The 25,509-nt window shown below is 71.4% G+C and carries 23 protein-coding genes; 11 read left to right on the forward strand and 12 right to left on the reverse strand.

Annotation, left to right across the window (positions count from 1 at the left end; all coding sequences use genetic code 11):
* Positions 1-77: 77 nt before the first annotated feature.
* On the forward strand, positions 78-506 hold the full coding sequence (locus tag ACF07N_RS28920) for a VOC family protein (RefSeq protein ID WP_392118385.1): 429 nt from the start codon (positions 78-80) through the stop codon (positions 504-506).
* 11 nt (positions 507-517) lie between these two features.
* On the opposite strand, the gene ACF07N_RS28925 is transcribed toward ACF07N_RS28920, so the two are convergent.
* Entirely contained in the window at positions 518-1,072 is a 555-nt protein-coding gene (locus ACF07N_RS28925) for a methylated-DNA--[protein]-cysteine S-methyltransferase (protein ID WP_392118388.1), read from the reverse strand.
* Between the two features lie 127 nt (positions 1,073-1,199).
* Positions 1,200-2,075 carry a glycerophosphodiester phosphodiesterase gene (locus tag ACF07N_RS28930; RefSeq protein ID WP_392118390.1) on the reverse strand — a complete coding sequence of 292 codons (876 nt, stop codon included), beginning with the start codon at positions 2,073-2,075 and terminating at the stop codon, positions 1,200-1,202.
* 301 nt (positions 2,076-2,376) lie between these two features.
* Here ACF07N_RS28930 and ACF07N_RS28935 point away from each other — a divergent pair, with 301 nt between their 5' ends.
* The 7 genes from ACF07N_RS28935 to ACF07N_RS28965 all read left to right on the forward strand — a co-directional run bounded on the left by ACF07N_RS28935 (position 2,377) and on the right by ACF07N_RS28965 (position 11,110).
* Positions 2,377-3,249, forward strand: a complete 873-nt coding sequence (locus tag ACF07N_RS28935; RefSeq protein ID WP_392118392.1) for an MHYT domain-containing protein — start codon at positions 2,377-2,379, stop codon at positions 3,247-3,249.
* A 40-nt stretch (positions 3,250-3,289) separates the two neighbouring features.
* The gene (gene uvrB, locus ACF07N_RS28940; RefSeq protein WP_392118395.1) at positions 3,290-5,434 is read left to right on the forward strand and encodes an excinuclease ABC subunit UvrB; all 2,145 of its coding nucleotides are present in this window, start codon (positions 3,290-3,292) and stop codon (positions 5,432-5,434) included.
* Between the two features lie 139 nt (positions 5,435-5,573).
* On the forward strand, positions 5,574-6,152 hold the full coding sequence (locus ACF07N_RS28945) for a TerD family protein (RefSeq protein WP_383331760.1): 579 nt from the start codon (positions 5,574-5,576) through the stop codon (positions 6,150-6,152).
* A gap of 76 nt (positions 6,153-6,228) precedes the next feature.
* Positions 6,229-8,259, forward strand: a complete 2,031-nt coding sequence (locus ACF07N_RS28950) for a TerD family protein (RefSeq protein ID WP_392118398.1) — start codon at positions 6,229-6,231, stop codon at positions 8,257-8,259.
* 241 nt (positions 8,260-8,500) lie between these two features.
* Positions 8,501-9,502 (forward strand): TerC family protein, encoded by a 1,002-nt coding sequence (locus ACF07N_RS28955; RefSeq protein ID WP_383331764.1) that lies wholly within the window; start codon positions 8,501-8,503, stop codon positions 9,500-9,502.
* A 129-nt stretch (positions 9,503-9,631) separates the two neighbouring features.
* Positions 9,632-9,934: a hypothetical protein gene (locus ACF07N_RS28960; RefSeq protein ID WP_383346684.1), complete on the forward strand. Its 303-nt coding sequence runs from the start codon at positions 9,632-9,634 to the stop codon at positions 9,932-9,934.
* Positions 9,935-10,009: 75 nt separating this feature from the next.
* A complete protein-coding gene (locus ACF07N_RS28965) occupies positions 10,010-11,110 on the forward strand; it encodes a calcium:proton antiporter (protein WP_392118402.1) in 1,101 nt (366 codons plus the stop codon).
* Between the two features lie 12 nt (positions 11,111-11,122).
* Here the strand turns inward: ACF07N_RS28965 and ACF07N_RS28970 are convergent, their stop codons facing one another.
* Both ACF07N_RS28970 and ACF07N_RS28975 read right to left on the reverse strand, forming a co-directional pair.
* Complete coding sequence (locus tag ACF07N_RS28970; protein ID WP_383331770.1) at positions 11,123-12,391, reverse strand: MFS transporter; 1,269 nt, start codon at positions 12,389-12,391, stop codon at positions 11,123-11,125.
* 95 nt (positions 12,392-12,486) lie between these two features.
* Positions 12,487-13,533 (reverse strand): S66 peptidase family protein, encoded by a 1,047-nt coding sequence (locus ACF07N_RS28975; protein ID WP_392118405.1) that lies wholly within the window; start codon positions 13,531-13,533, stop codon positions 12,487-12,489.
* 100 nt (positions 13,534-13,633) lie between these two features.
* Between ACF07N_RS28975 and aroQ the strand changes: the two genes are divergently transcribed.
* Positions 13,634-14,107, forward strand: a complete 474-nt coding sequence (aroQ, locus tag ACF07N_RS28980) for a type II 3-dehydroquinate dehydratase (protein ID WP_383331774.1) — start codon at positions 13,634-13,636, stop codon at positions 14,105-14,107.
* A gap of 22 nt (positions 14,108-14,129) precedes the next feature.
* On the opposite strand, the gene ACF07N_RS28985 is transcribed toward aroQ, so the two are convergent.
* From ACF07N_RS28985 to ACF07N_RS29005, 5 genes are all read right to left on the reverse strand, one after another.
* The gene (locus ACF07N_RS28985) at positions 14,130-14,882 is read right to left on the reverse strand and encodes an amino acid ABC transporter ATP-binding protein (protein ID WP_392118408.1); all 753 of its coding nucleotides are present in this window, start codon (positions 14,880-14,882) and stop codon (positions 14,130-14,132) included.
* On the reverse strand, positions 14,879-15,772 hold the full coding sequence (locus ACF07N_RS28990) for an amino acid ABC transporter permease (RefSeq protein ID WP_383331778.1): 894 nt from the start codon (positions 15,770-15,772) through the stop codon (positions 14,879-14,881). Before ACF07N_RS28990 ends, ACF07N_RS28985 begins: the two co-directional genes overlap by 4 nt.
* Before the next feature lie 48 nt (positions 15,773-15,820).
* Positions 15,821-16,693 (reverse strand): ABC transporter substrate-binding protein, encoded by an 873-nt coding sequence (locus tag ACF07N_RS28995; protein ID WP_392118410.1) that lies wholly within the window; start codon positions 16,691-16,693, stop codon positions 15,821-15,823.
* Positions 16,694-17,014: 321 nt separating this feature from the next.
* Positions 17,015-17,671: an MBL fold metallo-hydrolase gene (locus tag ACF07N_RS29000; protein ID WP_392118412.1), complete on the reverse strand. Its 657-nt coding sequence runs from the start codon at positions 17,669-17,671 to the stop codon at positions 17,015-17,017.
* A 35-nt stretch (positions 17,672-17,706) separates the two neighbouring features.
* Positions 17,707-18,396, reverse strand: a complete 690-nt coding sequence (locus ACF07N_RS29005; protein ID WP_392118414.1) for a maleylpyruvate isomerase family mycothiol-dependent enzyme — start codon at positions 18,394-18,396, stop codon at positions 17,707-17,709.
* A gap of 222 nt (positions 18,397-18,618) precedes the next feature.
* On the opposite strand from ACF07N_RS29005, the gene uvrA reads away from it, so the two are divergent.
* A complete protein-coding gene (uvrA, locus tag ACF07N_RS29010; RefSeq protein ID WP_392118417.1) occupies positions 18,619-21,651 on the forward strand; it encodes an excinuclease ABC subunit UvrA in 3,033 nt (1,010 codons plus the stop codon).
* A gap of 74 nt (positions 21,652-21,725) precedes the next feature.
* Here the strand turns inward: uvrA and ACF07N_RS29015 are convergent, their stop codons facing one another.
* The gene (locus tag ACF07N_RS29015) at positions 21,726-22,277 is read right to left on the reverse strand and encodes a YceI family protein (RefSeq protein WP_392118420.1); all 552 of its coding nucleotides are present in this window, start codon (positions 22,275-22,277) and stop codon (positions 21,726-21,728) included.
* Between the two features lie 103 nt (positions 22,278-22,380).
* On the opposite strand from ACF07N_RS29015, the gene ACF07N_RS29020 reads away from it, so the two are divergent.
* The gene (locus ACF07N_RS29020; protein WP_392118423.1) at positions 22,381-23,244 is read left to right on the forward strand and encodes a helix-turn-helix domain-containing protein; all 864 of its coding nucleotides are present in this window, start codon (positions 22,381-22,383) and stop codon (positions 23,242-23,244) included.
* A gap of 166 nt (positions 23,245-23,410) precedes the next feature.
* On the opposite strand, the gene ACF07N_RS29025 is transcribed toward ACF07N_RS29020, so the two are convergent.
* Together ACF07N_RS29025 and ACF07N_RS29030 are read right to left on the reverse strand one after the other, a co-directional pair.
* Positions 23,411-24,319 (reverse strand): carbohydrate kinase, encoded by a 909-nt coding sequence (locus tag ACF07N_RS29025; RefSeq protein ID WP_392118426.1) that lies wholly within the window; start codon positions 24,317-24,319, stop codon positions 23,411-23,413.
* A complete protein-coding gene (locus tag ACF07N_RS29030) occupies positions 24,316-25,359 on the reverse strand; it encodes a LacI family DNA-binding transcriptional regulator (protein WP_392118429.1) in 1,044 nt (347 codons plus the stop codon). The genes ACF07N_RS29025 and ACF07N_RS29030 overlap by 4 nt, the downstream gene beginning before the upstream one ends.
* Between the last annotated feature and the right edge of the window lie 150 nt (positions 25,360-25,509).

Here is a 25,509-nt window from a genome sequence, read left to right on the forward strand (position 1 = left end):
TCTTCCCTCATCTCTGGCGGGCGGCGCACCGGGCCAAACCCTTGCGGGCCGCCGGACACCTCAGGAGCCTGGTGAGCATGACGGATCACACAGCACGTCTCGACCACGCCGTCCTCTGGGTGCGCGACCCGCTCGGCGCCGCCGACTTCTACGAGAAGGCCGTCGGCATGGAGCCGGTCAGGCTCACCGAGTTCGCCGCAGGCGAGGTGCCGTTCCCCTCCGTGCGCGTCAACGACGAGACCATCCTCGACCTCATGCCGCTGACCTTCGCCGAACGGATGACGATGCTGCCCGGCGCCGCCGACAGCTCCGGGCACCCCGTGAACCACGTCTGCCTGGCACTGTCCCGCGGAGACTTCGACACGCTCCTCAGCCGCCTGCGGGAACGCTCCGTGCCGGTGTCGGAGCTTTCGTACGGCTCCTTCGGGGCGCGGGGCGAGGCCGAGCGGAGCTTCTACTTCCGCGACCCGGACGGCAACGTCTTCGAGGCACGGCACTACGACTGACCGGCGCGCCTTCAGAACAGCGGCTCGGGCAGCACGCCTTCCAGGGCGAGCAGCCTGCGCTTGGTCTCCAGGCCGCCGCCGAAACCGCCGATGCCGCCGCCGCTCTCGACGACCCGGTGGCAGGGCACCACCACCGGCAGGGGATTGGCGCCCATCGCCATGCCCACGGCCTGTGCGGCGCCGGGCTGGCCGACCCGCCCGGCCAGATCGCCGTACCCCACGACCGAGCCGTACGGCACACCGGCGGCCAGAGCGCGCAGGACCTCCCGGTTGAAGCCGGAGATCAGCGACCAGTCCAGCGGCAGGTCGAAGGCCCGGCGCTCACCGGCGAAGTACGCCTCCACCTGGCGTATCGCCTCGGCCAGCAGCGGAGAGCCGGGTGCCTCCACGGGGTCGGCACCGAACCGCGACGCCAGCCGCTCGACCGCCCGGTCCCGCACCGCGTCCGTGGCATGGAACACGACGTTGACCAGGCCGTTGTCCGTCGCGGCCAGCAGCAGCGGACCGATCCCGGTGCCGACCACGGCCCACACGACGCGCTGACCCGCCTGCTCCTGACTGTCCATGCGCCCACCGTACGACCCGCCACTGACAGCGCGGCCCCGGCGGGCGCCCGGTCACCGTCCCTGGCGGTGGATCCCCGACGGTGTATCCCGAACGGTGGATCCCCGGCGGTGGACTTCCGGCGGTGGATCACCGGCCGACGGCCTTCCGGATCACGTCCGGCCGGTTCGTGATGATCCCGTCGACGCCGTACCCCGCGACCCGCTGGGCCGTCGCCGCGTCGTCGACCGTCCAGGCGAACACCTCCAGCGGCCTGCCGTGGGGCCCCGTGAACGCCTGAACGGAGGAGACGTACGCCAAGCTGAGCGAGGCGTGCGACGGGTTGATCTGGTCGGCGAAGCCGGACAGGCCCGGCAGGTCCGACACCGGCGGTGTCCCGAGGAGCCCGGTCTTCACCCCGGGCTTGAGCGCGTGCACCGTCCGCACGCTGTCCGCGCTGAAACTCTGCACGATCAGCCGGCCCGCACGATGCGAGCGGTCGAGCCAGCCCTCGTTGCTGAGGACCTTCAGCGTCTGCCGCTCGATGCCCGGGTACAGCTCCGGGTTCTTGATCTCCAGCAGGAGTTTCTGGTGGTGCCGCTCGACACGCCGCACGAACTGCTCCAGCGTCGGCACGCGCGCGCCCGCGAACGCGGGGCCGAACCAGCTGCCCGCGTCCAGCCGGGCGATCTCCGCGGCCGTGAAGTCCCTCACGTTCCAGGGCGCCCGGCCGGGGAAGACCTCCTCGACGTCGGTGGTGCGCCGCAGGCTGTCGTCGTGCAGGACGACCAGTTCGCCGTCCCTGGTCCGCTGGACGTCGTTCTCCACCCAGCGGATGCCCAGCTCCGCCGCCTTGTCGACCGCGGCCAGGGTGTTCTCCGGCGCGTACGCGGAAGCGCCCCGGTGCGCGATGACACGGGGCGGGCCGCCACCGTCGCCGGCGGCCCGCGCGGGCGAGACGGGGGAGAGGAGGGCGGCGGTCCCCAGGAGCGCGGTGGTCGAGGCGGCAACAGCGCGCGCGTGCATGCGTACTCCTCGCGTCGAGCGGTCTTCGGCGTGATCCGCTTCATCACGGACAGCTCAACTGTGACAGCAGAGGGTCAACGCGCGAGGGGTGCAGGATGGCCACAGGTTGAATGGAGATGACCCGACTCCGCTCACCGGTGCCGCACAACTGGGGCAGGGCCGTGTTTCTTTGCAGGAAAGTCGTTCGACCATTCCGGTGGGGGTCATACTCTCTGCGTCGACCCTGACCGCTCGTGCGGTCCTGGGAGGGGGGCGCACATCAGGTATTCCGGGACGCAAAGGGCGGGAAGGGCAGCCGCACATGCAGGGCACGGTCGACGGATTCAGCTACGGCCTGGTCACACCTCTGGTCGCCTACCTCATGGCCTGCCTCGGCGGCGCTCTGGGACTGCGCTGCACCACCAGATCCATGCTGGTCGCCCAGTCCTGGCGCCCCGGCTGGCTCGCCCTCGGCTCGGCCGCCATCGGCTCGGGCATATGGACCATGCACTTCATCGCCATGATGGGCTTCACGGTCCGGGGGATCCCGATCCACTACGACAAGGCGATGACCTTCGCGAGCCTGGCCGTCGCGATCGTGATGGTGGGCGTCGGCATCTTCATCGTCGGCTACAAGGGCGCCCGCGGAACGGCCCTGTTCACCGGTGGCACCATCACCGGCCTGGGCATCGCCTCGATGCACTACCTCGGCATGGCGAGCATGAGCCTGGACGGAAAGCTCGAGTACAACACCTTCACCGTCGGCGCCTCCGTCGTCATCGCCATGTGCGCCGCCACCGCGGCCCTGTGGGCGGCCGGACAGATCCGGGGCCTGCTCTGGAGCGTCGGTGCCAGCCTCGTCATGGGCCTGGCCGTCAGCGGCATGCACTACACCGGGATGGCCGCCCTCACCGTGCATCTCCACGGCACGGCCGAGCCCACCACGGGGGAGTCGCCCGCCACACTCCTCGCGCCCATGCTGGTCGGCCCCCTCGCCTTCCTCCTGCTCGCTGGCGTGGTCGTGATGTTCGACCCGCTGATCGTCATGGGCAAGCCCACCGTCGTCCCTGCCGAGCACAAGCCCGGCATCCCCGCCCGCACGCACCACACCGTGCACCACGACCCGGCACGCCTGCGGTTCCGCCCCCGCCGCCCCGTGCCGCACCAGGGCTCGCGCACGCCGCAAAACCGCTGATCAGAGCAGTTTGTCAGTGGGAGGTCGTACGGTGGAACCCATGCGGCCCGTTTCCCACATCGAACGCACGGTGGCGCCCTTCGAGGTCGTCAGCCCCTACCAGCCCAGCGGCGACCAGCCCGCGGCCATCGCCGAGCTCGCCCGGCGCGTCCAGGCGGGCGAGAAGGACGTCGTCCTGCTCGGCGCGACCGGCACCGGCAAGTCCGCGACCACCGCGTGGATGATCGAGAAGCTCCAGCGCCCCACGCTCGTGATGGCGCCGAACAAGACCCTGGCCGCCCAGCTGGCGAACGAGTTCCGCGAGCTCCTGCCGAACAACGCCGTCGAGTACTTCGTCTCGTACTACGACTACTACCAGCCCGAGGCCTACGTCCCGCAGTCGGACACCTACATCGAGAAGGACTCCTCGATCAACGAGGAGGTCGAGCGGCTGCGCCACTCCGCGACCAACTCGCTGCTCACCCGCCGTGACGTGATCGTGGTCGCCTCGGTCTCCTGCATCTACGGCCTCGGCACCCCGCAGGAGTACGTGGACCGCATGGTCCCCCTGCGGGTCGGCGAGGAGATCGACCGCGACGAGCTGCTGCGCCGCTTCGTGGACATCCAGTACACGCGCAACGACATGGCCTTCACCCGCGGCACCTTCCGCGTTCGCGGCGACACCATCGAGATCTTCCCGGTCTACGAGGAGCTCGCCGTCCGCATCGAGATGTTCGGCGACGAGATCGAGGCGCTTTCCACTCTGCACCCGCTCACCGGCGAGATCATCAGCGACGACCAGCAGCTCTACGTCTTCCCGGCCTCCCACTACGTCGCCGGCCCCGAGCGCATGGAGCGGGCCGTCAACGACATCGAGAAGGAGCTGGCCGGACGCCTCGCGGAGCTGGAGAAGCAGGGCAAGCTCCTGGAGGCCCAGCGCCTGCGCATGCGCACGACCTACGACATCGAGATGCTCCGCCAGATCGGCACCTGCTCCGGCGTGGAGAACTACTCGATGCACTTCGACGGCCGTCTGCCCGGCTCCCCGCCCAATACCCTGCTGGACTACTTCCCGGACGACTTCCTCCTCGTCATCGACGAGTCGCACGTCACGGTGCCGCAGATCGGCGCCATGTACGAGGGCGACGCCTCCCGCAAGCGCACCCTCGTCGACCACGGCTTCCGCCTGCCCTCCGCCCTGGACAACCGCCCCCTGAAGTGGGAGGAGTTCCAGGAGCGCATCGGCCAGACGGTCTACCTGTCCGCCACCCCGGGCACCTACGAGATGTCCCGCTCCGACGGCGTCGTCGAGCAGATCATCCGCCCCACCGGCCTGGTCGACCCGGAGGTCGTGGTCAAGCCCACCGAGGGGCAGATCGACGACCTGGTGCACGAGATCCGGCAGCGCACGGAGAAGGACGAGCGCGTCCTCGTCACCACGCTCACCAAGAAGATGGCCGAGGACCTCACGGACTACTTCCTGGAGCTCGGCATCCAGGTGCGCTACCTGCACAGCGACGTCGACACCCTCCGCCGCATCGAGCTCCTGCGCGAACTGCGCGCCGGTGAGTACGACGTCCTCGTCGGCATCAACCTCCTGCGCGAGGGCCTCGACCTGCCCGAGGTGTCCCTGGTGGCGATCCTGGACGCCGACAAGGAGGGCTTCCTGCGCTCCGGCACGTCCCTGATCCAGACCATCGGCCGCGCCGCACGCAACGTCTCCGGCCAGGTCCACATGTACGCCGACAAGATCACCCCGGCGATGGAGAAGGCCATCGACGAGACCAACCGGCGCCGGGAGAAGCAGATCGCGTACAACACGGAGAAGGGCATCGACCCCCAGCCCCTCCGCAAAAAGATCAACGACATCGTCGCCCAGATCGCCCGTGAGGACGTCGACACCGAGCAGCTCCTCGGCTCGGGCTACCGCAAGTCGAGGAAGGACGGCGGCGGCACCAAGGCGCCCGTGCCCTCCCTCGGGAAGGCGGGCGAGCTGGCCAAGCCCGGCAAGGGCAGGGGCAAGGCCAAGGAGACGGTGCCGACGGACCGCCCCGCGGCCGAACTCGCCGAGCAGATCGAGGAACTGACCACACGGATGCGAGCCGCCGCAGCGGACCTGCAGTTCGAGATCGCGGCCCGACTGCGCGACGAGGTCTCCGAGATGAAGAAGGAGCTGCGCCAGATGAAGGAGGCGGGTCTGGCCTGACAGCGCATACCGCACGCACTGTGTTGCAAGACCGACACAAAGTGCGGACCAGGGTACGTGGCTGTCAGTGCCCCTGCGTAAGGTGCTGGTCAACCGCGACTGCGCGGCAACAGGGGACGTTCGAGAGGGGAATCGGCGCGTGACCGTCAACATGACCAAGGGTCAGGCCATCAGTCTGCAGAAGAACGACGGAGGCAGCCTGACCGCGGTGCGCATGGGTCTCGGCTGGCAGGCGGCTCCCCGGCGCGGCCTGTTCGGCACGCGCACGCGTGAGATCGACCTCGACGCCTCCGCCGTGCTGTTCGCCGACAAGCAGCCGGTCGACGTGGTCTTCTTCCGCCACCTGGTGAGCGACGACGGCTCGGTCCGCCACACCGGCGACAACCTCGTCGGCGGTGTCGGCCAGGGCGGCGACGACGAGGCGATCCTCGTCGACCTGTCGCGGGTCCCGGTCCACATCGACCAGATCGTCTTCACCGTGAACTCCTTCACGGGGCAGACGTTCCAGGAGGTGCAGAACGCGTTCTGCCGCCTCGTCGACGAGACCAACGGCCAGGAGCTCGCCCGCTACACACTGGCCGGCGGCGGCCAGTACACGGCGCAGATCATGGCCAAGGTGCACCGCTCGGGCTCCGGCTGGACCATGACGGCCCTGGGCAACCCGGCCAACGGCCGCACCTTCCAGGACCTGATGCCGGCGATCCTGCCGGTGCTCTGACAGCCCTCGGGCCCGGACCGGCGGGCCCCGGCGGGCAGCACACCACGGCGCACAACGACACAGGGGGACGCAGGCGATGACGGCCGAGCTGGTGCGGGGGCAGAACCACCCGCTCTCCCAGGCCCGTCTCGAGATCCGGATCTCGGCCGGCACGCCGGTCGTGGCCGCGGCCGCGCTCAGCGACGAGAACGGCCGGATCCAGGGCGTGGAGTGGGTCGCCCACCCGGGCGCGCCCACCCAGCCGGGTCTCGAGGTCTCCCGGCAGGCCGCGGCGGACCACCGCCTCGCGGTGGACCTGGACGCCCTGCCCGCGGCCGTCCACCGGGTCGGCGTGCTGCTCGCACTGCCGACCGGCGGGGCGGGCCCGGTCCGCTTCGGATCCGTGGCCGCCCCGTTCGTCGCCGTCACCGGCCTCGACGGCGCCGGGATCGCCAGCTACACCCTCCACGGCCTCGACGCCGAGTCGGCCGTCATCGCCCTGGAGCTCTACCGCAGGCAGGACGCCTGGAAGGTCCGCGCCGTCGGCCAGGGCTATGCGGGCGGCCTGGCCGAACTCCTCACCGACCAGGGCCTGCCGCAGGCGGAGCAGCTCGCCGGCAGCATCCACGAGGCGGTGGCCCGAGGGCTGGCCCGCTCGGTGCAGGCGCCCCCGCCGCGCACCGCGGAAGGCGACCGCTCCCGGCAGGCGGCGGCCCCGGCCCTCGGCCCGGACCAGGGCGGCGCCGCCCCGCAGCCCGGCCCGGTGCCCCCGGTCACTCCGTACGCGGGCCACACGTCCGGCGGGTCCGGACAGACCGCCCCGCAGACGCCGTCCCACCCCGGACCCACGCCGGGCCTCGACGACCCCGGCGCCGTCACCCAGCCGTCGGCTCCCACCACGGCCGGCGGTCCGATCGACTACAGCCACCCGCGCCGCCGGAACGCCGCACCGCCCCCGCCGCCGCCCACCGCGCCCCCGGCCGCGCCGGGGCAGCCCGCCCGGCCCGTGGCGGGCGACGCGACCGGCTGGTCCATGGAGGAGCGGCTCTACAACCAGGTGTGGGGCATGTTCGAGGACCTCGCCCGCACCACCGCCGCCTACCGCAGCGCCGTCGACTTCGCCGAGTCCCGCATGGACAAGGAGCTCGAGCAGGTCCTGTCCGACCCGCGCAGCCGGATCGGTGGGCAGGGCGACGCCGCCCGCGAGGCGGCCCGCGCCCGGCACGCCCAGCTCGTCGACCAGGCCAGGGAAGTCCTCGACCGGGACCTCGCCCAGCTGCGGGCCGAGGCCGACGTCGTGGAACCGGCCCTCCCGCCGGCGTACGCCCGCTGGGACAACCCGGTGTGGCACGCCTACCGGGTGCCGATGGAGATCCCCATGGCCGTGCGCCTGGGCGACCTGCACCTCCCCGAGGCCGAGCAGATCCGTATCCCCATGCTCGTCAGGCTGCCACTGGAGCGCGGTCTGTGGATCGACAGCGGCCGCACCCCGTCGTCCGACGGGTCGTTCGCCGACGCCCACTCCCTGGGGCGGCTCGCGATGGAGGCGGCGGCCGCGCACGCGGCCAGGCTGCTCGCCATCCACCCGGCCGGTGATTTCACCGTCCACGTGATCGATCCGGCCGGTTCCGGAGCCCAGGCGCTGGCGCCCCTCGTGCAGAGCGGAGTGCTCGCGGCTCCGCCCGCACTCGGCGCGGCGGGCGTCACGGACGTGCTGACGCGGCTGACCCAGCGCGTGGACCTGGTGCAGATGGCGGTCCGTGGCGGCGCGGCGGACGCCCTTCCGCCCGGCTTCGACACCGCCCAGCAGCTGCTGATCGTCAACGACTTCCCGCACGGCTTCGACGACCGGGCCGTGAACCAGCTGCGCTACCTCGCCGACGAGGGCCCGGCCTTCGGCGTCCACCTGATGATGGTGGCCGACCGTGAGGAGTCCTCCGCGTACGGGCCGTTGCTCGACCCGTTGTGGCGGTCCCTGCTGCGCCTTTCGCCCCTGCCCGACGATCATCTCGCCGACCCGTGGGTCGGTCACGCCTGGACGTACGAGCCCTCGCTCGTGCCGCCCGGCAGCCAGGTCCTCCAGCAGGTGCTCGCTCAGGTCGCGGCCGCTCGTACCAAGTACACGTAAAGCCTTCTGACCAGGGAGTTTGGTCTTTCTTTTGCCAAGCGCTTTACCTGTTCTTGGTGATTGGGTACTGTTGTCGGCACGGAGGGGAGTACTCCCTGTCTGCTGCGGCGTACCCGTCAATACGGAGCAGGTCGGTGAAAGCCAGACCTGGTCCCGGGGCGTCGGCCCGATCGTCATCGGGTGGAAGAGACCTCCGGCAGCTACGACGCTGACACTTGCCGTTACGACTGCCGGAGGCGCAGTGGATGTTTCCGTGACCCTATGGGTCCTGACGATCGTGGGTCTGGCCGCTCTCATCGCGGTGGACTTCTTCATCGGCCGCAAGCCGCACGACGTGTCGATCAAGGAAGCCGGAATCTGGACGGTCGTCTGGATCGTCCTCGCCGTGCTCTTCGGGCTCGGCCTGATGGTGTTCGCCGGCGGCCAGCCGGCCGGTGAGTTCTTCGCCGGCTTCATCACCGAGAAGTCGCTGAGCGTCGACAACCTCTTCGTCTTCGTCCTGATCATGGCGAAGTTCGCGGTGCCGTCGCAGTACCAGCAGCGCGTACTGCTCATCGGCGTCCTCATAGCCCTGGTCCTGCGGGCGATCTTCATCGCCGCCGGTGCGGCGATCCTCGCCAGCTTCTCGTGGGTCTTCTACCTCTTCGGCGCCTTCCTCATCTGGACCGCCTGGAAGCTCATCCAGGAGGCCCGCGCGGACGAGGAGGACGAGGAGTGGGAGGAGAACAAGCTCCTCAAGGCCGTCGAGCGCCGCTTCGGCGTGGCCGACCGCTACCACGGCACCAAGCTGTGGATCCAGGAGAACGGCAAGCGGGTCATGACCCCGATGCTGGTCGTGATGCTCGCGATCGGCATGACGGACGTGCTCTTCGCCCTCGACTCCATCCCGGCGATCTTCGGCCTGACGCAGGACCCGTACATCGTCTTCACGGCCAACGCGTTCGCCCTGATGGGTCTGCGCCAGCTGTACTTCCTCATCGGTGGCCTGCTGAAGAAGCTGGTCCACCTCAGCTACGGCCTGTCGATCATCCTGGGCTTCATCGGCGTGAAGCTGGTGCTGCACGCGCTGCACGAGTCCGGGGTGCACGTCCCCGAGATCAGCATTCCGGTCTCGCTCGGCGTGATCTGCTCCGTCCTGATCGTCACCACGATCACGAGCCTGCGGGCCTCCCGGAAGCAGGCGGCCGCCGAGGCGGCCGAGGGGCAGGGCGGAAACGTATCGAAGGACAGCATCGACGTCTGACCGGGACGACCGCGGCGAGAACCATCACCGGGGCCGGTGGCCGGCGAATTGCCGACCACCGGTCCCGGTGCTTGCTTGGTTCTGAGCGCGTTCCCCGGCCCGGGGGCGCCGTGGCCGGCTGGAGGTGCCATGAGGTTCGTTCAGATCATCGACTTCGAGACCGAGCGCTTGGACGAGATGGAGCAGATCTTCCAGGAGGCCGGGCAGCGCTCCGCCGGCCGCGCGGGCGGGCCCACCCGCAGGACGCTCCTGAGGGACCGCGCCAACCCCCGCCGCTATCTGGCCCTCATCGAGTTCGATTCGTACGAGGAGGCCATGCGCAACAGCGACGACCCCGAGACCGGCAGGCTCGCGGAGCGGGTGGGCGCGCTGTGCATCGGTGACCGGGTCTACACCGACTGCGATCTCCTGGACACGCGTGACCTGCGGTAGGTAGGGCGCCCCACGGGTGACGGGGCCCGCAACGACCGGAGTGCGGGGCTCCGTCACCTCTGCGACGATCACTGCATGATCGCTCGGCGCCGGCCGCTCGCGGCTCAGTGGACGACCCTGGTGCCCCTGCTCGCCGCCGTGCTGCTGGTGCTCACCTGGGGGCGCGACCTGCCCGGCGCGGTCGTCGCGCTGGTGACGCTGGTGCTCGCGGGCGCCGTGCTGGCGGCCGTCCACCATGCCGAGGTGGTGGCCCACCGGGTCGGTGAACCGTTCGGCTCCCTCGTCCTCGCGGTCGCCGTGACGATTATCGAGGTCGCCCTCATCGTCACCCTGATGGCCGACGGCGGGGACAAGAGCTCGACGCTCGCCCGGGACACGGTCTTCGCCGCCGTGATGATCACCTGCAACGGCATCGTCGGCCTGTGTCTCCTGGTCGCCTCGCTACGGCACCGCACGGCCGTCTTCAACCCCGAGGGCACCGGCGCCGCCCTCGCGACCGTCGCGACCCTGGCCACGCTCAGCCTGGTCCTGCCGACGTTCACCACCAGCAAGCCGGGCCGGGAGTTCTCCACGGTCCAGCTGACCTTCGCGGCACTGTCCTCACTGGTGCTGTACGGCCTGTTCGTCGCGACGCAGACCGTGCGGCACCGGGACTACTTCCTGCCCATCACCCGCCACGGCGAGGTCATCACCGCCGAGGAGCACGCCGAGGCGCCGACCGCCCGTACGGCCCTGATCAGCGTGGGGCTGCTGGGCCTGGCCCTGATCGGCGTCGTCGGTCTGGCCAAGGGCGTCTCGCCGACCATCGAGTCCGGCGTGGAGGCCGCGGGCCTGCACCACGCCGTCGTCGGTGTGATCATCGCGCTGCTGGTGCTCCTGCCGGAGACCATCGCGGCCCTGCGCTCCGCCCGCCGCGACCGGGTCCAGACCAGCCTGAACCTCGCTCTCGGCTCGGCGATGGCCAGCATCGGCCTGACCATCCCCGCCGTCGCGCTGGCCTCGCTGTGGCTCTCCGGCCCTCTGGTCCTCGGCCTGGGGGCCACGCACATGGTGCTCCTCGCCCTGACGGTGGTGGTCGCCTCGCTGACGGTCGTACCGGGCCGGGCCACACCCCTGCAGGGCGGCGTCCACCTGGTGCTGTTCGCGGCGTACCTGGAGCTGGCGATCAATCCGTGAGGATGTCCCGGTTCAGGCCGTCTCCGCGGCCGCCCCCACCGGCACCGGCCGTGTCTCCGGCAGCATCGCGAAGCACGCCAGGCTGACCAGCGCGATCACCGTCAGGTACGCGGCCACGCCCCACGGCACCCGCCCGCCCTGCTCGGCCAGGGCCGTGGCCACGATCGGCGTGAGGGCGCCGCCGAGCACCCCGCCGAGGTTGTAGCCGACGGCGGCGCCGGTGCAGCGCACCCGCGGCTCGTACAGCTCCGGCAGATACGCGGCGATCACGGCGAACATCGTGATGAACGAGAGCATCGCGCCGAGGAAGCCGAGGAACATCGGCAGCGGCGCGCCGGTGGCGAGCAGCGCGACCATCGGGAACATCCACAGGGCCGCGGCCGCGCATCCGGCCAGGCACAAGGGGCGCCGCCCGTAGCGGTCTCCGAGCAGTGCCACCACGGGCGTGAGCGCGCCCTTCACGACCACCGCGCCCATGATGCAGGTCAGCATCACCCCGCGGCCGACGCCGAGCCGCTCCGTGCCGTAGGCGAGGGACCAGGTCGTCACGGCGTAGAAGATGGCGTAGCCGATGGCGAGGGCGCCGCCGGTCAGCAGCAGGAGGCGCCAGTGGTGGCGCACGACCTCCACGAGCGGCACGCGCGCGTGGTCGTCGAGTTCCAGGAAGCTCGGGCTCTCGGCGAGCGACGAGCGCAGCCACAGTCCCACCACCGCGAGCACCCCGGCCACCCAGAACGGCACCCGCCACCCCCACGCGGCGAACTGCGCCTCGGACAGCGTCGAGGACAGCCCGAGGACCACCCCGTTGGCGAGCAGGAAGCCCACCGCGGGCCCGACCTGCGGGAAGCTCGACCACAGCCCTCGCCGTGCGGCGGGCGCGTGCTCCACCGTCAGCAGCACCGCGCCGCCCCACTCCCCGCCGAGCCCCAGCCCTTGCAGGAAACGCAGCACCAGGAGCAGCAGGGGAGCGGCGACGCCGATCGTCTCGTAGGTCGGCACGCAGCCGACCGCGACCGTGGAGGCCCCGGTCAGCAGCAGGGAGGCGACGAGGACCGGCCGCCGGCCGCGCCGGTCGCCGAGGTGCCCGAACAGCACCGACCCGAGCGGCCGGGCCACGAAGCCCACGCCGAAGGTGGCGAAGGCGGCCAGCGTCCCCGCCACGGGCGAGAAGGTCGGGAAGAACAGCGGCCCCAGGATCAGGGCGGCCGCGGTGCCGTAGACGAAGAAGTCGTAGAACTCGATGGCCGTGCCGGCGAGTGAGGCGGCCGCGAGGCGCGGCATGGAGGGTGCCCTTACGGTGCGTGCAACGTGCATGCCGCGTCAACTACCCACGGTGACTGGCGGTTACGGGGGCGCATGGAGGGCTTGAGGGGTCCTCAGTACACGACCGTGATGCGCCGGGCCGGTCCGTCCACGCGCACGGTGCCGCCGTACGGGATCACCAGCTGTGGATCGGTGTGCCCGAAGTCCACGTCGAAGACGATCGTGGTGCCGGGGGCGTAGGTCCGCAGGGCGCGCAGGACGGCCTCGCGCTGTTCGGAGGCGTAACGGGCGGATTCCTCCGGGCTGTTGCGGCGTTCCAGGGACCAGGTCTTCGCACGGCCCATCAGCAGGGCCGGGAAGCGCTGGAGCAGCCCGCGCTCACCCATGGCCCGGATCGTGCGGTACACCTCCGTGGCGCTCGGCATGTCCTCCGAGGTCTCCAGGAGCAGGACGCCGCCGTCGTACACGGACAGATCGTGCGCGACCTCCCGGTCCGCCGTCAGCAGCCGGCTGAGGATCTCCAGGCAGCCGCCCCACGTGCGGCCCTCCACCACCCGGCCGGGGTTCACCCAGGTCCAGCCGGTGCCGGGGCGGGTCTCGGGCTCGGCGTCGAACGTCGCCGGGTCGGCCCAGTCCCGGTCGACGTCCCGCCACCGCTCGGCGGGCCGCAACTCGTAGGGGCCCGAGGTGAACAGGGCCGCCCGCAGGGAGTCGGCGGTCTGGGGGTGCATGGCCCCGGGCCGGCCCAGCTCGCACATGACGCTGCCGCCGTGGTAGGCGACGATGCCGCAGGTGTGCAGGAAGGCGAGCAGGTTGGTGTTGTCGCTCATGCCGAAGAAGGGCTTCGGGTTCGCCCGGAACACCTCGCGGTCCAGATACGGCAGCACGGTGATCTGGTCGTCCCCGCCGATCGACGCGATGACCGCCTTGATGTCCGGGTCGGAGAACGCGGCGTGGAGGTCGGCGGCCCGCTCCCGTGGCGTGGCTCCCATGCGGCGGGTCGTCGGGTACTCGACCGGTTCCAGCCCGTACTCCGTGCGCAGCCGCGCCAGGCCCAGCTCGTAGGGGAGCGGGAAGAGCCCCGGCAGGCCGGAGGAGGGTGAGAGCACGGCGACGCGGTCACCGGGCGACGGCTTGGGCGGACCGGCAGGGGTGGTCATGCCGGGAGGCTACGGCCCGGCGGGCCGCCGGCGCACCGTGATAAACCGGCTGTGAGCGCGGTCCGTTCCGGGCCGCCCGACCGAACGGACCGGAGGAACCGTGCCCCGCACCCTGGCCCACGCCCCGATCATGATCCTCAACGGCCCCAACCTGAACCTGCTCGGCCAGCGACAGCCGGAGATCTACGGCTCCGACACCCTCGCCGACGTCGAGGCCCTGTGCGCCAAGGCGGCGGCCGCGCACGGCGGCACGGTGGACTTCCGGCAGTCCAACCACGAAGGCGAGCTGGTGGACTGGATCCACGAGGCACGGCTGCACCACTGCGGGATCGTGATCAACCCCGGTGCCTACTCGCACACCTCCGTGGCCATCCTGGACGCCCTCAACACCTGTGACGGCCTGCCGGTGCTGGAGGTCCACATCTCCAACATCCACCAGCGCGAGTCGTTCCGGCACCACTCCTACGTCTCCCTGCGCGCCGACGGAGTCATCGCCGGGTGCGGAGTGCAGGGCTACGTGTTCGGCGTGGAGCGCGTCGCGGCGCTGGCGGGGGCGGGCCGGGCCGAGGCCTGAGCCCAGGGGCGGCGCGCGGTCGTCACAGGCGCCCCGCCTCCACGATCCGCCGCAGGAACCGCCGCGTGCGCTCCTGCCGCGGCGCTCCGAAGACCTGCTCGGCGGTGCCGCGCTCCAGCACCACGCCGCCCTCCAGGAAACACACCTGGTCGGCGACCTCCCGGGCGAAGCCCATCTCGTGCGTGGCCAGCACCATGGTCATGCCCTCGTCCTTCAGGCCACGCACGACGGTGAGGACCTCGCCCACGAGCTCCGGGTCGAGTGCGGCGGTGATCTCGTCGAGGAGCAGCAGCCGGGGCCGTACGGCCAGGGCGCGCACGATCGCCACACGCTGCTGCTGGCCCCCGCTCAGCCGGTCCGGGTACTCTCCGGCCTTCCCGGCGAGCCCGAGCCGTTCGAGCAACTCACGCGCGCGTGCCTCGGCCTCGGCGCGAGGCACGCCGTGCACCCGGCGGGGAGCGAGCGTGATGTTCTCCAGGACGGTCATGTGCGGAAACAGGTTGTACGCCTGGAACACCACCCCGATCCGGCGGCGTACGGCGTCCTGGTCGGCGCGCGGGTCGGTGATCTCCTCGCCGTCCAGCCAGATCGCCCCGTCGTCGATCTCCTCCAGCAGGTTGGCGCACCGCAGCAGCGTGGACTTGCCGGAGCCGGAGGCGCCGATCAGCGCGGTCACCGTGTGCGGGGCGACCTTCAGGTCGACGTCCCGCAGGACGAGCGAGCCGCCGAAGCTCTTGCGGACGGACTCCATCCGCAGCACGGGCGTTCCGCTCATGCCACTCCTCCCTGGGCCCGCCGGCGGTCCATGCGTGCCGTCACCCAGTCCGTGAAGCGGGTCATGGGGATGGTCAGCGCGACGAACACCAGGCCGGCGACGATGTACGGCGTGTAGTTGAGGCTGCGCCCGACGATGATGTCGGCGGCCCGCACGGCGTCCACGGCCCCGCCGATCGACACCAGCCCGGTGTCCTTCTGCAGCGACACCAGGTCGTTGAGCAGGGGCGGCACCTGGCGGCGCACCGCCTGCGGCAGCACCACGTACCGCAGGGCCTGCCGGTTGTTCAGCCCGAGCGAGCGGGCCGCGGCGCGCTGCGAGGGGTGCACCGACTCGATGCCGGCCCGGAACACCTCCGCCACGTACGCCGAGTAGGTCAGGGTGAGCGCGGTGCCGCCGAGGAGCACCGGGTCGACGGTCACGCCCTGGAGCCGCAGCGCCGGGACGCCGAGGACCACGATCATCAGGTTGATGATGAGCGGCAGCCCCCGGAAGAAGTCCGTGTAGGCGGCGGCCAGGAACCGCAGCGGGAAGAACACCGGGCCGCGCAGCGTCCTCGCGACGGCGATCAGCATGCCGAGGACGAGTACCGCGGCCCCGCACACCAGCAGCAGGCGGACGTTCAGCCACAGCCCTTCGAGGACCTTCGGGAACGCTTCGCGTGCGTACCCCCCGTCGAAGAACGTCTCCTTGGTGCGCGGCCAGCCCGGTGCGCTGACCACGACCAGGTACAGGACGGCCGCCGTGACCAGGGTCGACACCGCGCCGATCGCCGTGGCGCGCCGGGCACGTCCGCGCCGGTAGCGCTCGCGCTCCAGACGCCGCCGTGAGGGGACGTACCCGTCGTGCTCACCGGAGCCCTCGGCGAGCTCCTCCTTGTTCACCGTCACCCGTTCCCCGTCACCCGTTGCCCGTCCTGCCGCCCGTCCTGCCGCCGGTCACTTGAGCACCGGCGCGTCGACGGCGTCCGACAGCCACTGCTGCTCGATCCTCCCGAGCGTGCCGTCCTCGCGCAGCGCGTCCACGGCCCGCGAGACACAGGAGGTGAGCGCGCTGCCCTTGTCGAGGACGAGACCGAACTGCTCCGGCGTGCCGCCCCGGTGCTCGAACTGGCCGACGATCGTCGCGTCCGTGACCTCCGCGCCGGTGATGTAGAAGGCGGTCGGCAGGTCCACGACGATGGCGTCGACCTGGCCGTTCCTCAGCGCGGACTTCGCCTGGTCGTTCTTGCCGTACACGGCGGGCGCCCGGGTGGGCCGCACCACGTCGTTGATGTAGTCGAGGCTGGTGGTGCCGACCTGGGCGCCCAGCTTCACGTCCTTCAGGGCGGCGACGCTCTTCGCCTTCGCCGCCCGGGAGTTCTTCAGCGCGACGACGGCCTGACGGACGTCGTAGTAGCCGGACGAGAAGTCCACGGCCTTCTTGCGCTCGTCGCTGACGGACACCTGGTTGATGTCGAAGTCGAAGGTCTTGTCGCCGGGAGCGAAGGCCTTGTTGAAGGGGACGGTCCGCCAGACGACCTTGTCCTTGCCGTACCCGAGCCGGTCGGCGACGGCATAGGCCACCGCCGACTCGAAGCCCTTGCCGTTGGCGGGATCGTCGTCCTTGAACCAGGGCTCGTAGGCGGGCTCGTCGGTCGCGACCGTCAGCTTGCCCGGTGTCTCGGTGGCCAGCGCGCCCTTCTCGCACGAGGAGGACGCCGAGGCCGACGGCTTGCCCGAGCTCTCCGGCTGCGGAGCACAGCTCACGGCGGCGGCGAGGACGACGACGGGGACGGCGGTGCGGCGCAGGGCACGCTGGACGGGACGCATGGCGGGAGATTGACAGCCGGCGGTCCTCTTTGTCGAGGTCACGGCAACGAATGTCCGGATGATGGGAACGGGTGTTGCGTCCGTGTGAACTGCCGCCTCCGGCGCGGCTTTCGGCGGGCGCCGGGGCCGCCGGTCGAGGGCGGGGAACGACAGACCGGCGGCCCGTCCGCCCAGGAGCCGTCATCCTGGACGGGGCTGCCACCAGTTCAGCGCCTGGCCGGACGCCAGGGGAGCGCATGTGCGAGACCGGCGTGTGCGAACGAATCACACGGGGCGCGTGCGCGGCTCACTCCTCGGCGTGCCCGCGCCCCGCGCAACCGGTCACCACCCGCGCGCGTGCCACTCCGGCAGGTGCGGCCGCTCCGCGCCCAGGCTCGTGTCGTTGCCGTGTCCCGGATAGACCCACGTCTCGTCGGGAAGGACGTCGAAGATCTTGGTCTCGACGTCGTGGATGAGGCTGGCGAACGCCTTGGAGTCCTGGTGGGTGTTGCCCACACCGCCCGGGAAGAGGCAGTCGCCGGTGAACACGTGGGGATGCCCGTGCGGGTCGTCGTAGACGAGGACGATCGAGCCGGGCGTGTGCCCGACCAGGTGGCGCGCGGTGAGCTCCACCTGTCCCACCCGGATCGTGTCGCCGTCGTCGACCGGTACGTCCGTGCGGACGGGGATGCCCTCGACGTCCTCCCGGCCCGCGTAGGTGCGGGCGCCGGTGGCCGCCACGACCTCGGCGAGCGCCTGCCAGTGGTCGCCGTGCCGGTGGGTCGTGACGACCGACGCGATCCCGTCGTCGCCGATCATGCCGAGCAGCGTCTCCGCCTCGGCGGCGGCGTCGATCAGCAGCTGCTCGTCCGTGGCCCGGCAGCGCAGCAGATAGGCGTTGTTGTCCATCGGACCCACCGCGATCTTCGTGATCATCAGGTCCTTGAGCTCGTGCACGTCGGCAGGCCCGCCGACCGTCACCTGTCCGCTGTACGTCATGTCCGCCAGCCTATAGCGGGGGAGGGGGCCCGGTCCTACAACGGGGGCAACGCCGGAAGCGGCCCGCCGTCCACCGCCAGCGCGGCCCCGTCGCGGCGCCCGGCGAGCCACCCCAGGAGGTCCGCGGGGCTCCCGGTGACGGTCACCTCCGGTCCGCCGTCCGGCCGGCGTCCCGTGCTCCACGCGCGCGTGCCGTCCGTCACGCGGGTGGGCGGCACGTCGGGGTGCCCGGCGAACCGGTCCGCGAGGAAGTCGATCTCCCGCTCGGTGAACTCCCCGGGCAGGTCCTCCAGCTCGTACCCGATCCCGAGGTCCACGTGGTGCAGCTCCACCTCCACCCACCGCCGGAACGGCACCCGGGCCGCGGCGTCCTTCACCCCGTTGCGCAGCTCCACCGTGCGCGACCAGTCCGCCGGAGCGTCCCCGGCCTCCTGGAAGCGGGCCGCGCTCTCCCGCAGGTCCGCGAGCTGGACGCCGAGGTCGCGCGGGGCGTCCCGCTCGATGTCGGCGTCCCGTGCCTCGGCGGAGACGTACATGGGGCGGCCCTCCAGGACGTTCACGAGGGCGTCCGCGTTCCGGGCGAGATGGGCCAGGACGTGACCGCGGGTCCAGCCGGGCAGCCGTGACGGCTGCGTCACAGCGGCGTTGTCCAGGGTGCCGACTGCGGTCAGCAGCCGTTCGGTCGCGTCACGTACAGACGCCAGGTCATGAGCGTGATCAATCATGGTGCTGACCCTAGCTCCGCCACTCCTTCGGGTGAAGGTGGTGAAGGAGTGCCGTTATTCGAAAGCACGTGCTATATGGTCGGACGTGGCGTCGGGCATGCTGGAGAGCCGGGGTTTGTTGGCAACCCGTGAATCCGACCGGCGTTGTCAGTGGCTCCCCCTAGTCTGAGAAAGACGGGGGCCCCGCCCCTGTCACTTCTCTCAAGAAAGGTGCGGACCGGCGTGGCCGACCGTCTCATCGTTCGTGGAGCGCGCGAGCACAATCTCAAGAACGTCTCGCTCGACCTCCCGCGCGACTCGCTCATCGTCTTCACGGGCCTGTCGGGGTCGGGCAAGTCCTCGCTGGCCTTCGACACCATCTTCGCGGAGGGCCAGCGGCGCTACGTCGAATCCCTCTCCTCCTACGCCCGGCAGTTCCTCGGCCAGATGGACAAGCCGGACGTCGACTTCATCGAGGGCCTCTCCCCGGCCGTCTCCATCGACCAGAAGTCGACCTCGCGCAACCCGCGCTCCACGGTCGGCACGATCACCGAGGTCTACGACTACCTGCGCCTGCTCTTCGCGCGCATCGGCAAGCCGCACTGCCCCGAGTGCCACCGCCCGATCTCGCGCCAGTCGCCGCAGGCCATCGTCGACCGGGTCCTGGAGCTGCCCGAGGGCAGCCGCTTCCAGGTCCTGTCGCCGCTGGTGCGCGAGCGCAAGGGCGAGTTCGTCGACCTCTTCGCCGACCTGCAGACCAAGGGCTACTCCCGCGCGCGGGTCGACGGCGAGACGGTCCAGCTGTCGAACCCGCCGACGCTGAAGAAGCAGGAGAAGCACACCATCGAGGTGGTCGTCGACCGCCTCACCGTCAAGGACGGTGCCAAGCGCCGCCTGACCGACTCCGTCGAGACGGCCCTCGGCCTGTCCGGCGGCATGGTCGTGCTCGACTTCGTCGACCTCCCGGAGGACGACCCCGAGCGCGAGCGCATGTTCTCGGAGCACCTGTACTGCCCGTACGACGACCTCTCCTTCGAGGAGCTGGAGCCGCGCTCCTTCTCCTTCAACTCCCCCTTCGGCGCCTGCCCCGACTGCACCGGCATCGGCACACGCATGGAGGTCGACCCGGAGCTGATCGTCCCGGACCCGGACAAGAGCCTGGACGAGGGCGCCATCCACCCGTGGTCGCACGGCCACACCAAGGACTACTTCGGCCGTCTGATCGGCGCCCTCGCCGACGCGCTGGGCTTCCGCACGGACATCCCCTTCGCCGGCCTGCCGCAGCGCGCCAAGAAGGCCCTGCTGCACGGCCACAAGACCCAGGTCGAGGTCCGCTACCGCAACCGCTACGGGCGCGAGCGCCGTTACACCACGGCCTTCGAGGGCGCCGTCCCCTTCGTCAAGCGCCGGCACAGCGAGGCCGAGAGCGACTCCAGCCGCGAGCGCTTCGAGGGCTACATGCGCGAGGTGCCCTGCCCGACCTGTGAGGGCACGCGGCTCAAGCCGATCGTCCTCGCGGTCACGATCATGGGCAAGTCCATCGCCGAGGTCTCCGCGATGTCGATCAGCGACTGCGCGGACTTCCTGGGCGAACTGAAGCTCACCGCCCGCGACAAGAAGATCGCCGAGCGCGTGCTGAAGGAGGTCAACGAGCGGCTGCGGTTCCTGGTCGACGTCGGCCTGGACTACCTCTCCCTCAACCGCGCCGCGGGCACCCTCTCCGGCGGCGAGGCCCAGCGCATCCGCCTGGCCACCCAGATCGGCTCCGGCCTGGTCGGCGTGCTCTACGTCCTCGACGAGCCGTCCATCGGCCTGCACCAGCGCGACAACCACCGGCTGATCGAGACCCTGGTCCGGCTGCGCGACATGGGCAACACGCTCATCGTCGTCGAGCACGACGAGGACACCATCAAGACCGCCGACTGGATCGTCGACATCGGTCCCGGCGCCGGTGAGCACGGCGGCAAGGTCGTGCACAGCGGCTCCCTGAAGGAACTCCTCGCCAACGAGGAGTCGCAGACCGGCCAGTACCTGTCCGGCAGGAAGGCCATCCCGCTGCCCGACGTCCGGCGCCCGCTGGACCCGTCCCGGCAGCTCACGGTGCACGGCGCCCGGGAGAACAACCTCCAGGACATCGACGTCTCCTTCCCGCTCGGCGTGTTCACGGCCGTCACCGGCGTCTCCGGCTCCGGCAAGTCGACGCTGGTCAACGACATCCTGTACACGCACCTGGCCCGTGAGCTGAACGGCGCGAGGAGCGTGCCCGGGCGGCACACGCGCGTGGACGGCGACGACCTCGTCGACAAGGTCGTCCACGTCGACCAGTCGCCCATCGGCCGCACCCCGCGCTCCAACCCGGCCACGTACACCGGCGTCTTCGACCACATCCGCAAGCTGTTCGCCGAGACCACCGAGGCGAAGGTCCGCGGCTACATGCCCGGCCGCTTCTCCTTCAACGTCAAGGGCGGCCGCTGCGAGAACTGCGCCGGCGACGGCACCATCAAGATCGAGATGAACTTCCTCCCGGACGTCTACGTCCCGTGCGAGGTCTGCCACGGCGCCCGGTACAACCGGGAGACCCTGGAGGTCCACTACAAGGGCAAGTCCATCGCCGAGGTGCTGAACATGCCGATCGAGGAGGCCACCGAGTTCTTCGAGGCCGTCCCCGCGATCGCCCGGCACCTCAACACGCTCAAGGACGTCGGCCTCGGCTACGTCCGCCTCGGCCAGGCCGCGACCACCCTGTCCGGCGGCGAGGCGCAGCGCGTGAAGCTCGCCAGCGAACTGCAGAAGCGCTCCACCGGCCGCACGGTCTACGTCCTGGACGAACCGACCACCGGTCTGCACTTCGAGGACATCAGCAAGCTGCTGAAGGTCCTGTCCGGCCTGGTCGACAAGGGCAACACGGTCATCGTCATCGAGCACAACCTCGACGTGATCAAGACCGCCGACTGGCTCATCGACATGGGCCCCGAGGGCGGCGCCGGCGGCGGCCTGGTCGTCGCCGAGGGCACGCCCGAGGAGGTCGCCGCCGTCCCGGCCAGCCACACTGGCAAGTTCCTGCGGGAGATCCTCGGCGCCGAGCGCATCAGCGACGCGTCCTCGGTCCGGGCCCCGCGCCGGACGGCCGCGAAGAAGACGGTCCCGGCCCAGACCAGGGCCAAGAAGACCGCCACCAGGCGGGTCACCGGCACCGCCACCGAGAAGCCCGCCGCCAAGACCGCCAAGAGCACCGGGGCGGCCGCGAAGAAGACCACGCGGACGGCCAAGAGCTGACGACTCACGCCGGACGCGCCGTGCCCCACAGGTGACTCCCGTGGGGCACGGCGCGTTTCCGGCCGGGTGACCGGTCAGGCGCTCTTCGGCTCCACGAACTGCATGTCCAGCTGGATCTTCACCACTTCGCCGAGCAGCCCGGGAGCGAAGTCCAGCCCGAACTCGCTGCGCCGGATCTCGCCCGTCGCCTCGAACCCGGCGTGCCTGCTGCCGTCCATCGGCACGTCGACCAGCCCGCCGAACTCCACGGCGAGCGCCACCGGGCGGGTCACGTCGCCGATCGTCAGCTCGCCCTCCATCGTCCAGTCCTCGCCCGCGCCCGACACCCGCGTCGAGCGGTACGTCATCGTCGGCCGCTTCTCGACGTCGAGCAGGTCGGCGGCGCGCACGTGGGCGTCCCGGTCGGGGTTGCCGGTGTCGATCGAGGCCAGGTCGACGGTCGCGGAGACCCGCACGTCCTCGACCCGCTCCCCGACGAACAGCTCGGCCTCCAGCCGCTCGAACCGTCCCCGCACCTTGGCGATGCCCAGGTGCCGGATGGTGAAGTTCACGGAGGAGTGGAACGGGTCCAGGGCCCAGTGTCCCGGGGCCAGCGGCAGGGTGGTGGTGGCGGTGTCATTCGTCATGCCCTCCACCCTGGCGCCTCCACGGCCCGACAGGGAGACCGGCCGGAGACTGGTAGTGACAGGGCCATCCTCTGCCGCCCGCGCGGGCGGTACGTTCGTCCGGGTGAGCGACAACGAGCTGGGCACCTACCTGCGCACCTGGCGTGAAGCCGTCACCCCCGCCGAGGCCGGACTCCCCACGGGGCCACGGCGCCGTACCCCGGGCCTGCGGCGCGCCGAGCTGGCCACGCTCGCCGGCATCAGCGTCGAGTACCTCACCCGGCTGGAACAGGGCCGCGACCGCAACCCGTCCGCCCAGGTCCTCGGCGCCCTCGCCGACGCCCTGAACCTGTCCCTGGCCGACCGAATGCTGCTGCGCCGCCTGACCAAGGAGGCCGACGGCGGTGACCCCCTCGTCTGCGCGGCGGCCCCGCCCCTCAGCCGTGGGGCGCGCCCCACCGTGCGGGCCGTACTGGAGCGCCTCGAACCGGCTCCCGCGCTGGTGGTCAACTGGATCGGCGACGTCCTGGCCCACACGTCCGGCTACGAACGGCTCGTCGGCCCCATCGGCCTGCTCGACGGCGAGCCGCCCAACCTCCTGCGGTACCTCTTCACCGACGCGCGGGCCCGCACCGCCTACCGTGACTGGGACCGGGTGGCCGACGACCTCGTCGCCCGGCTCCGGCACGGCGTCCCCCTGCGGGACCCCCACCTGACCGCACTGGCCGACGAGCTGACGGTGACGGCCGGGGCGGACTTCGCCGACCGGTTCGCCGACCTCGCCATGACACCCCGTCCGACGGGCTCCCAGCACCTCGACCATCCCGAGGCCGGCTCCCTGCGGCTGCTGCACGAGACGCTCGCGCTGCCCGACGAAGGACAGCGCGTCTTCGTGTACCTGCCCGCGGACGACGCCACGGCCGCGGCCCTGGACCGCCTCAACGGCCGCCGCCCCGGCGCGCTGCGAGCGGTCGGGGAGACAGGCTGACGGCTCTCGACGGGGTGCTGAGGGCGTGACCGGCCGCCGCGGGTGCGTGGGCGCAGGCGACCCGCCGCGGCACGCGTCCCACCGGCGCCGCGGCACGCGTCCCACCGGCGCCGCGGCACGCGTCCCACCGGCGCCGCGGTGCGGCGCCGGCCCGGCGTCACGCCGGTCAGCCCTCCAGCTCGTGCGCGTACGGCGGCTCCGCCCCCGCGCGGGAGCAGGTCACGGCCGCCGCCCGGGCCGCGAAGCCCAGCAGGTCCGCCCAGCCGTCCGGCCCCAGCGCGGCCAGCGCCGGTCCGCTGAGCGCGTCGCGCACCGCCAGCCCGTGCAGCAGGGCGGCGTTCACGGTGTCGCCCGCGCCGATCGTGTCCACGACCTCCACCCGCTCGCCCGGCACCGAGTAGGTGGCGCCGTCGGCGGTGAAGGCGGTCAGCCCGTCCCCGCCCCGCGTGACCACGACCGCCGCGGGGCCGGCCGCGAGCCACTCCTGGGGCGTGCCGCCGAGCCACCGGGCGTCCTCCTCGGACAGCTTCAGCAGCGACACCGACGGCAGCCAGCGCTTGAACCGCGCCCGGTAGGCGTCCGCGTCCGGGATCAGCCCGGCCCTGATGTTCGGGTCGAGCGCGGTGAAAATGCCCTCGGCGGCAGCCGCCCGCATGAGGTCCTCGTACGCGCTCGCCCCCGGCTCCAGCACCAGCGAACAGGTGCCGAAGGAGACCGCGCGGGTGCCGTCCGGCAGTGCGGAGGGCGCCTCGAACAGGCGGTCCGCTGTCCCCTCGACGTAGAACGAGTACGCCGCGGAGCCGTCCGCACCGACCGTGGCGACGGCCAGCGTCGTGGGCTCGGTGCCGCGCTGCACCGACGACACGTCCACCCCGGTCGCGCGCAGCCGGTCCAGCAGGGCTTCTCCGAACGCGTCGGACGACACCCGGGAGCAGAAGGCCGCGGCGGAGCCGAGACGCCCCAGGGCGACCGCCGTGTTGTACGGGCCGCCGCCGAGCGCCGGCTGCAGCGCCGCGAGGGCACCCGTGCCCTGCGGGACGAGGTCGATCAGAGCCTCACCGGCTACGACGATCATGAGGCGGTTCCTTCCTGGGACGGGTCGGGGCAGCCGCACGACGTGCGGTGGACGAAAGTGCAGGGGAGCCGCAGGGTCCGCGCGGGCCGGCCCGGCTCGGCGAGCCGTTCCAGGAGCACGCCCACGGCCCGGGCGCCGATGTCCTTGCTGGGCTGGGCGATCGCGGTCAGCCGGGGCGAGAACAGATCCGCCCAGGCGAAGTCGTCGAAGCAGCACAGGGCGATGTCGTCCGGCACGGACAGGCCCTGGGCGCGCAGGGCCCGCAGCGCACCGATGGTCATGGCGTTGTTGCCGGTGACCAGCGCGGTGGGCGGCACGGCGAGGGACAGCAGGGCCACGACGGCCTCCTCCGCCCCGGCCGACTCCGAGTCGCCGTGCACCAGGAGCCGCTCGTCGTAGGGCAGCCCCGCGAAAGCGAGGCCGGTGCGGTAGCCCATGATTCGCTCGGACGTGGTGCTGAGCCCCGGCCGCCCGGCCACCAGGCCGATCCGCCGGTGTCCCAGCCCGGCCAGATGACCGACCAGCCGGGACGTCGGCTCGGCACTGTCCGCGCACACCTGGTCGAACCGCGGACCGCCGACCGCCCCCGGGGCGTCCACCAGCCGGTCGAGGAACACGGCCGGCACGTCGTGCCGCTCCAGGTAGGCCAGCAACCCGCGCGGATCGGCGGAGGGGGCGACGATCATGCCGTCCACCCGGCGCTCGTGCAGCAGCTGGACGACCTTGCGCTCGTGCTCCGGATCGTCGTGCGGGTCGGCGATGAGCAGGCTGTAGCCGGCCTCCAGCGTGGCGGCCTCGACGCCCTGGAGGATCTCCGTGAAGTACGGGTTGCTGATCGCCGACACCGCCAGCCCGATGGACCGGGTGCGGGACGTCACCAGGGCACGGGCCAGGGTGTTGGTCGTGTAGCCGAGCTCCTCGACGGCGTCCAGGACGGCCTGGCGGGTGTGCGGCAGCACCGGGCGGGTGCCGTTCAGCACGTGCGAGACGGTCGCCACGGAGACACCGGCGCTCCGCGCGACGTCGGCCATCGTGGCCATGCGGCCTCCGCTTCTTCCGTCGGTTCAGGCGGTTCAGGCGGGAAGGTATCGCATGCGGCGCGTCACGTAAACGATTGCGCAAACGTTTACGTCGAACACGAGAACATGCCGCCTGCGACGGTCGGAGTCAGGGAGCGCGCAAGCGCATAC

It is taken from the genome of Streptomyces sp. NPDC015242, assembly GCF_043079125.1.
GTDB lineage: Bacteria > Actinomycetota > Actinomycetes > Streptomycetales > Streptomycetaceae > Streptomyces.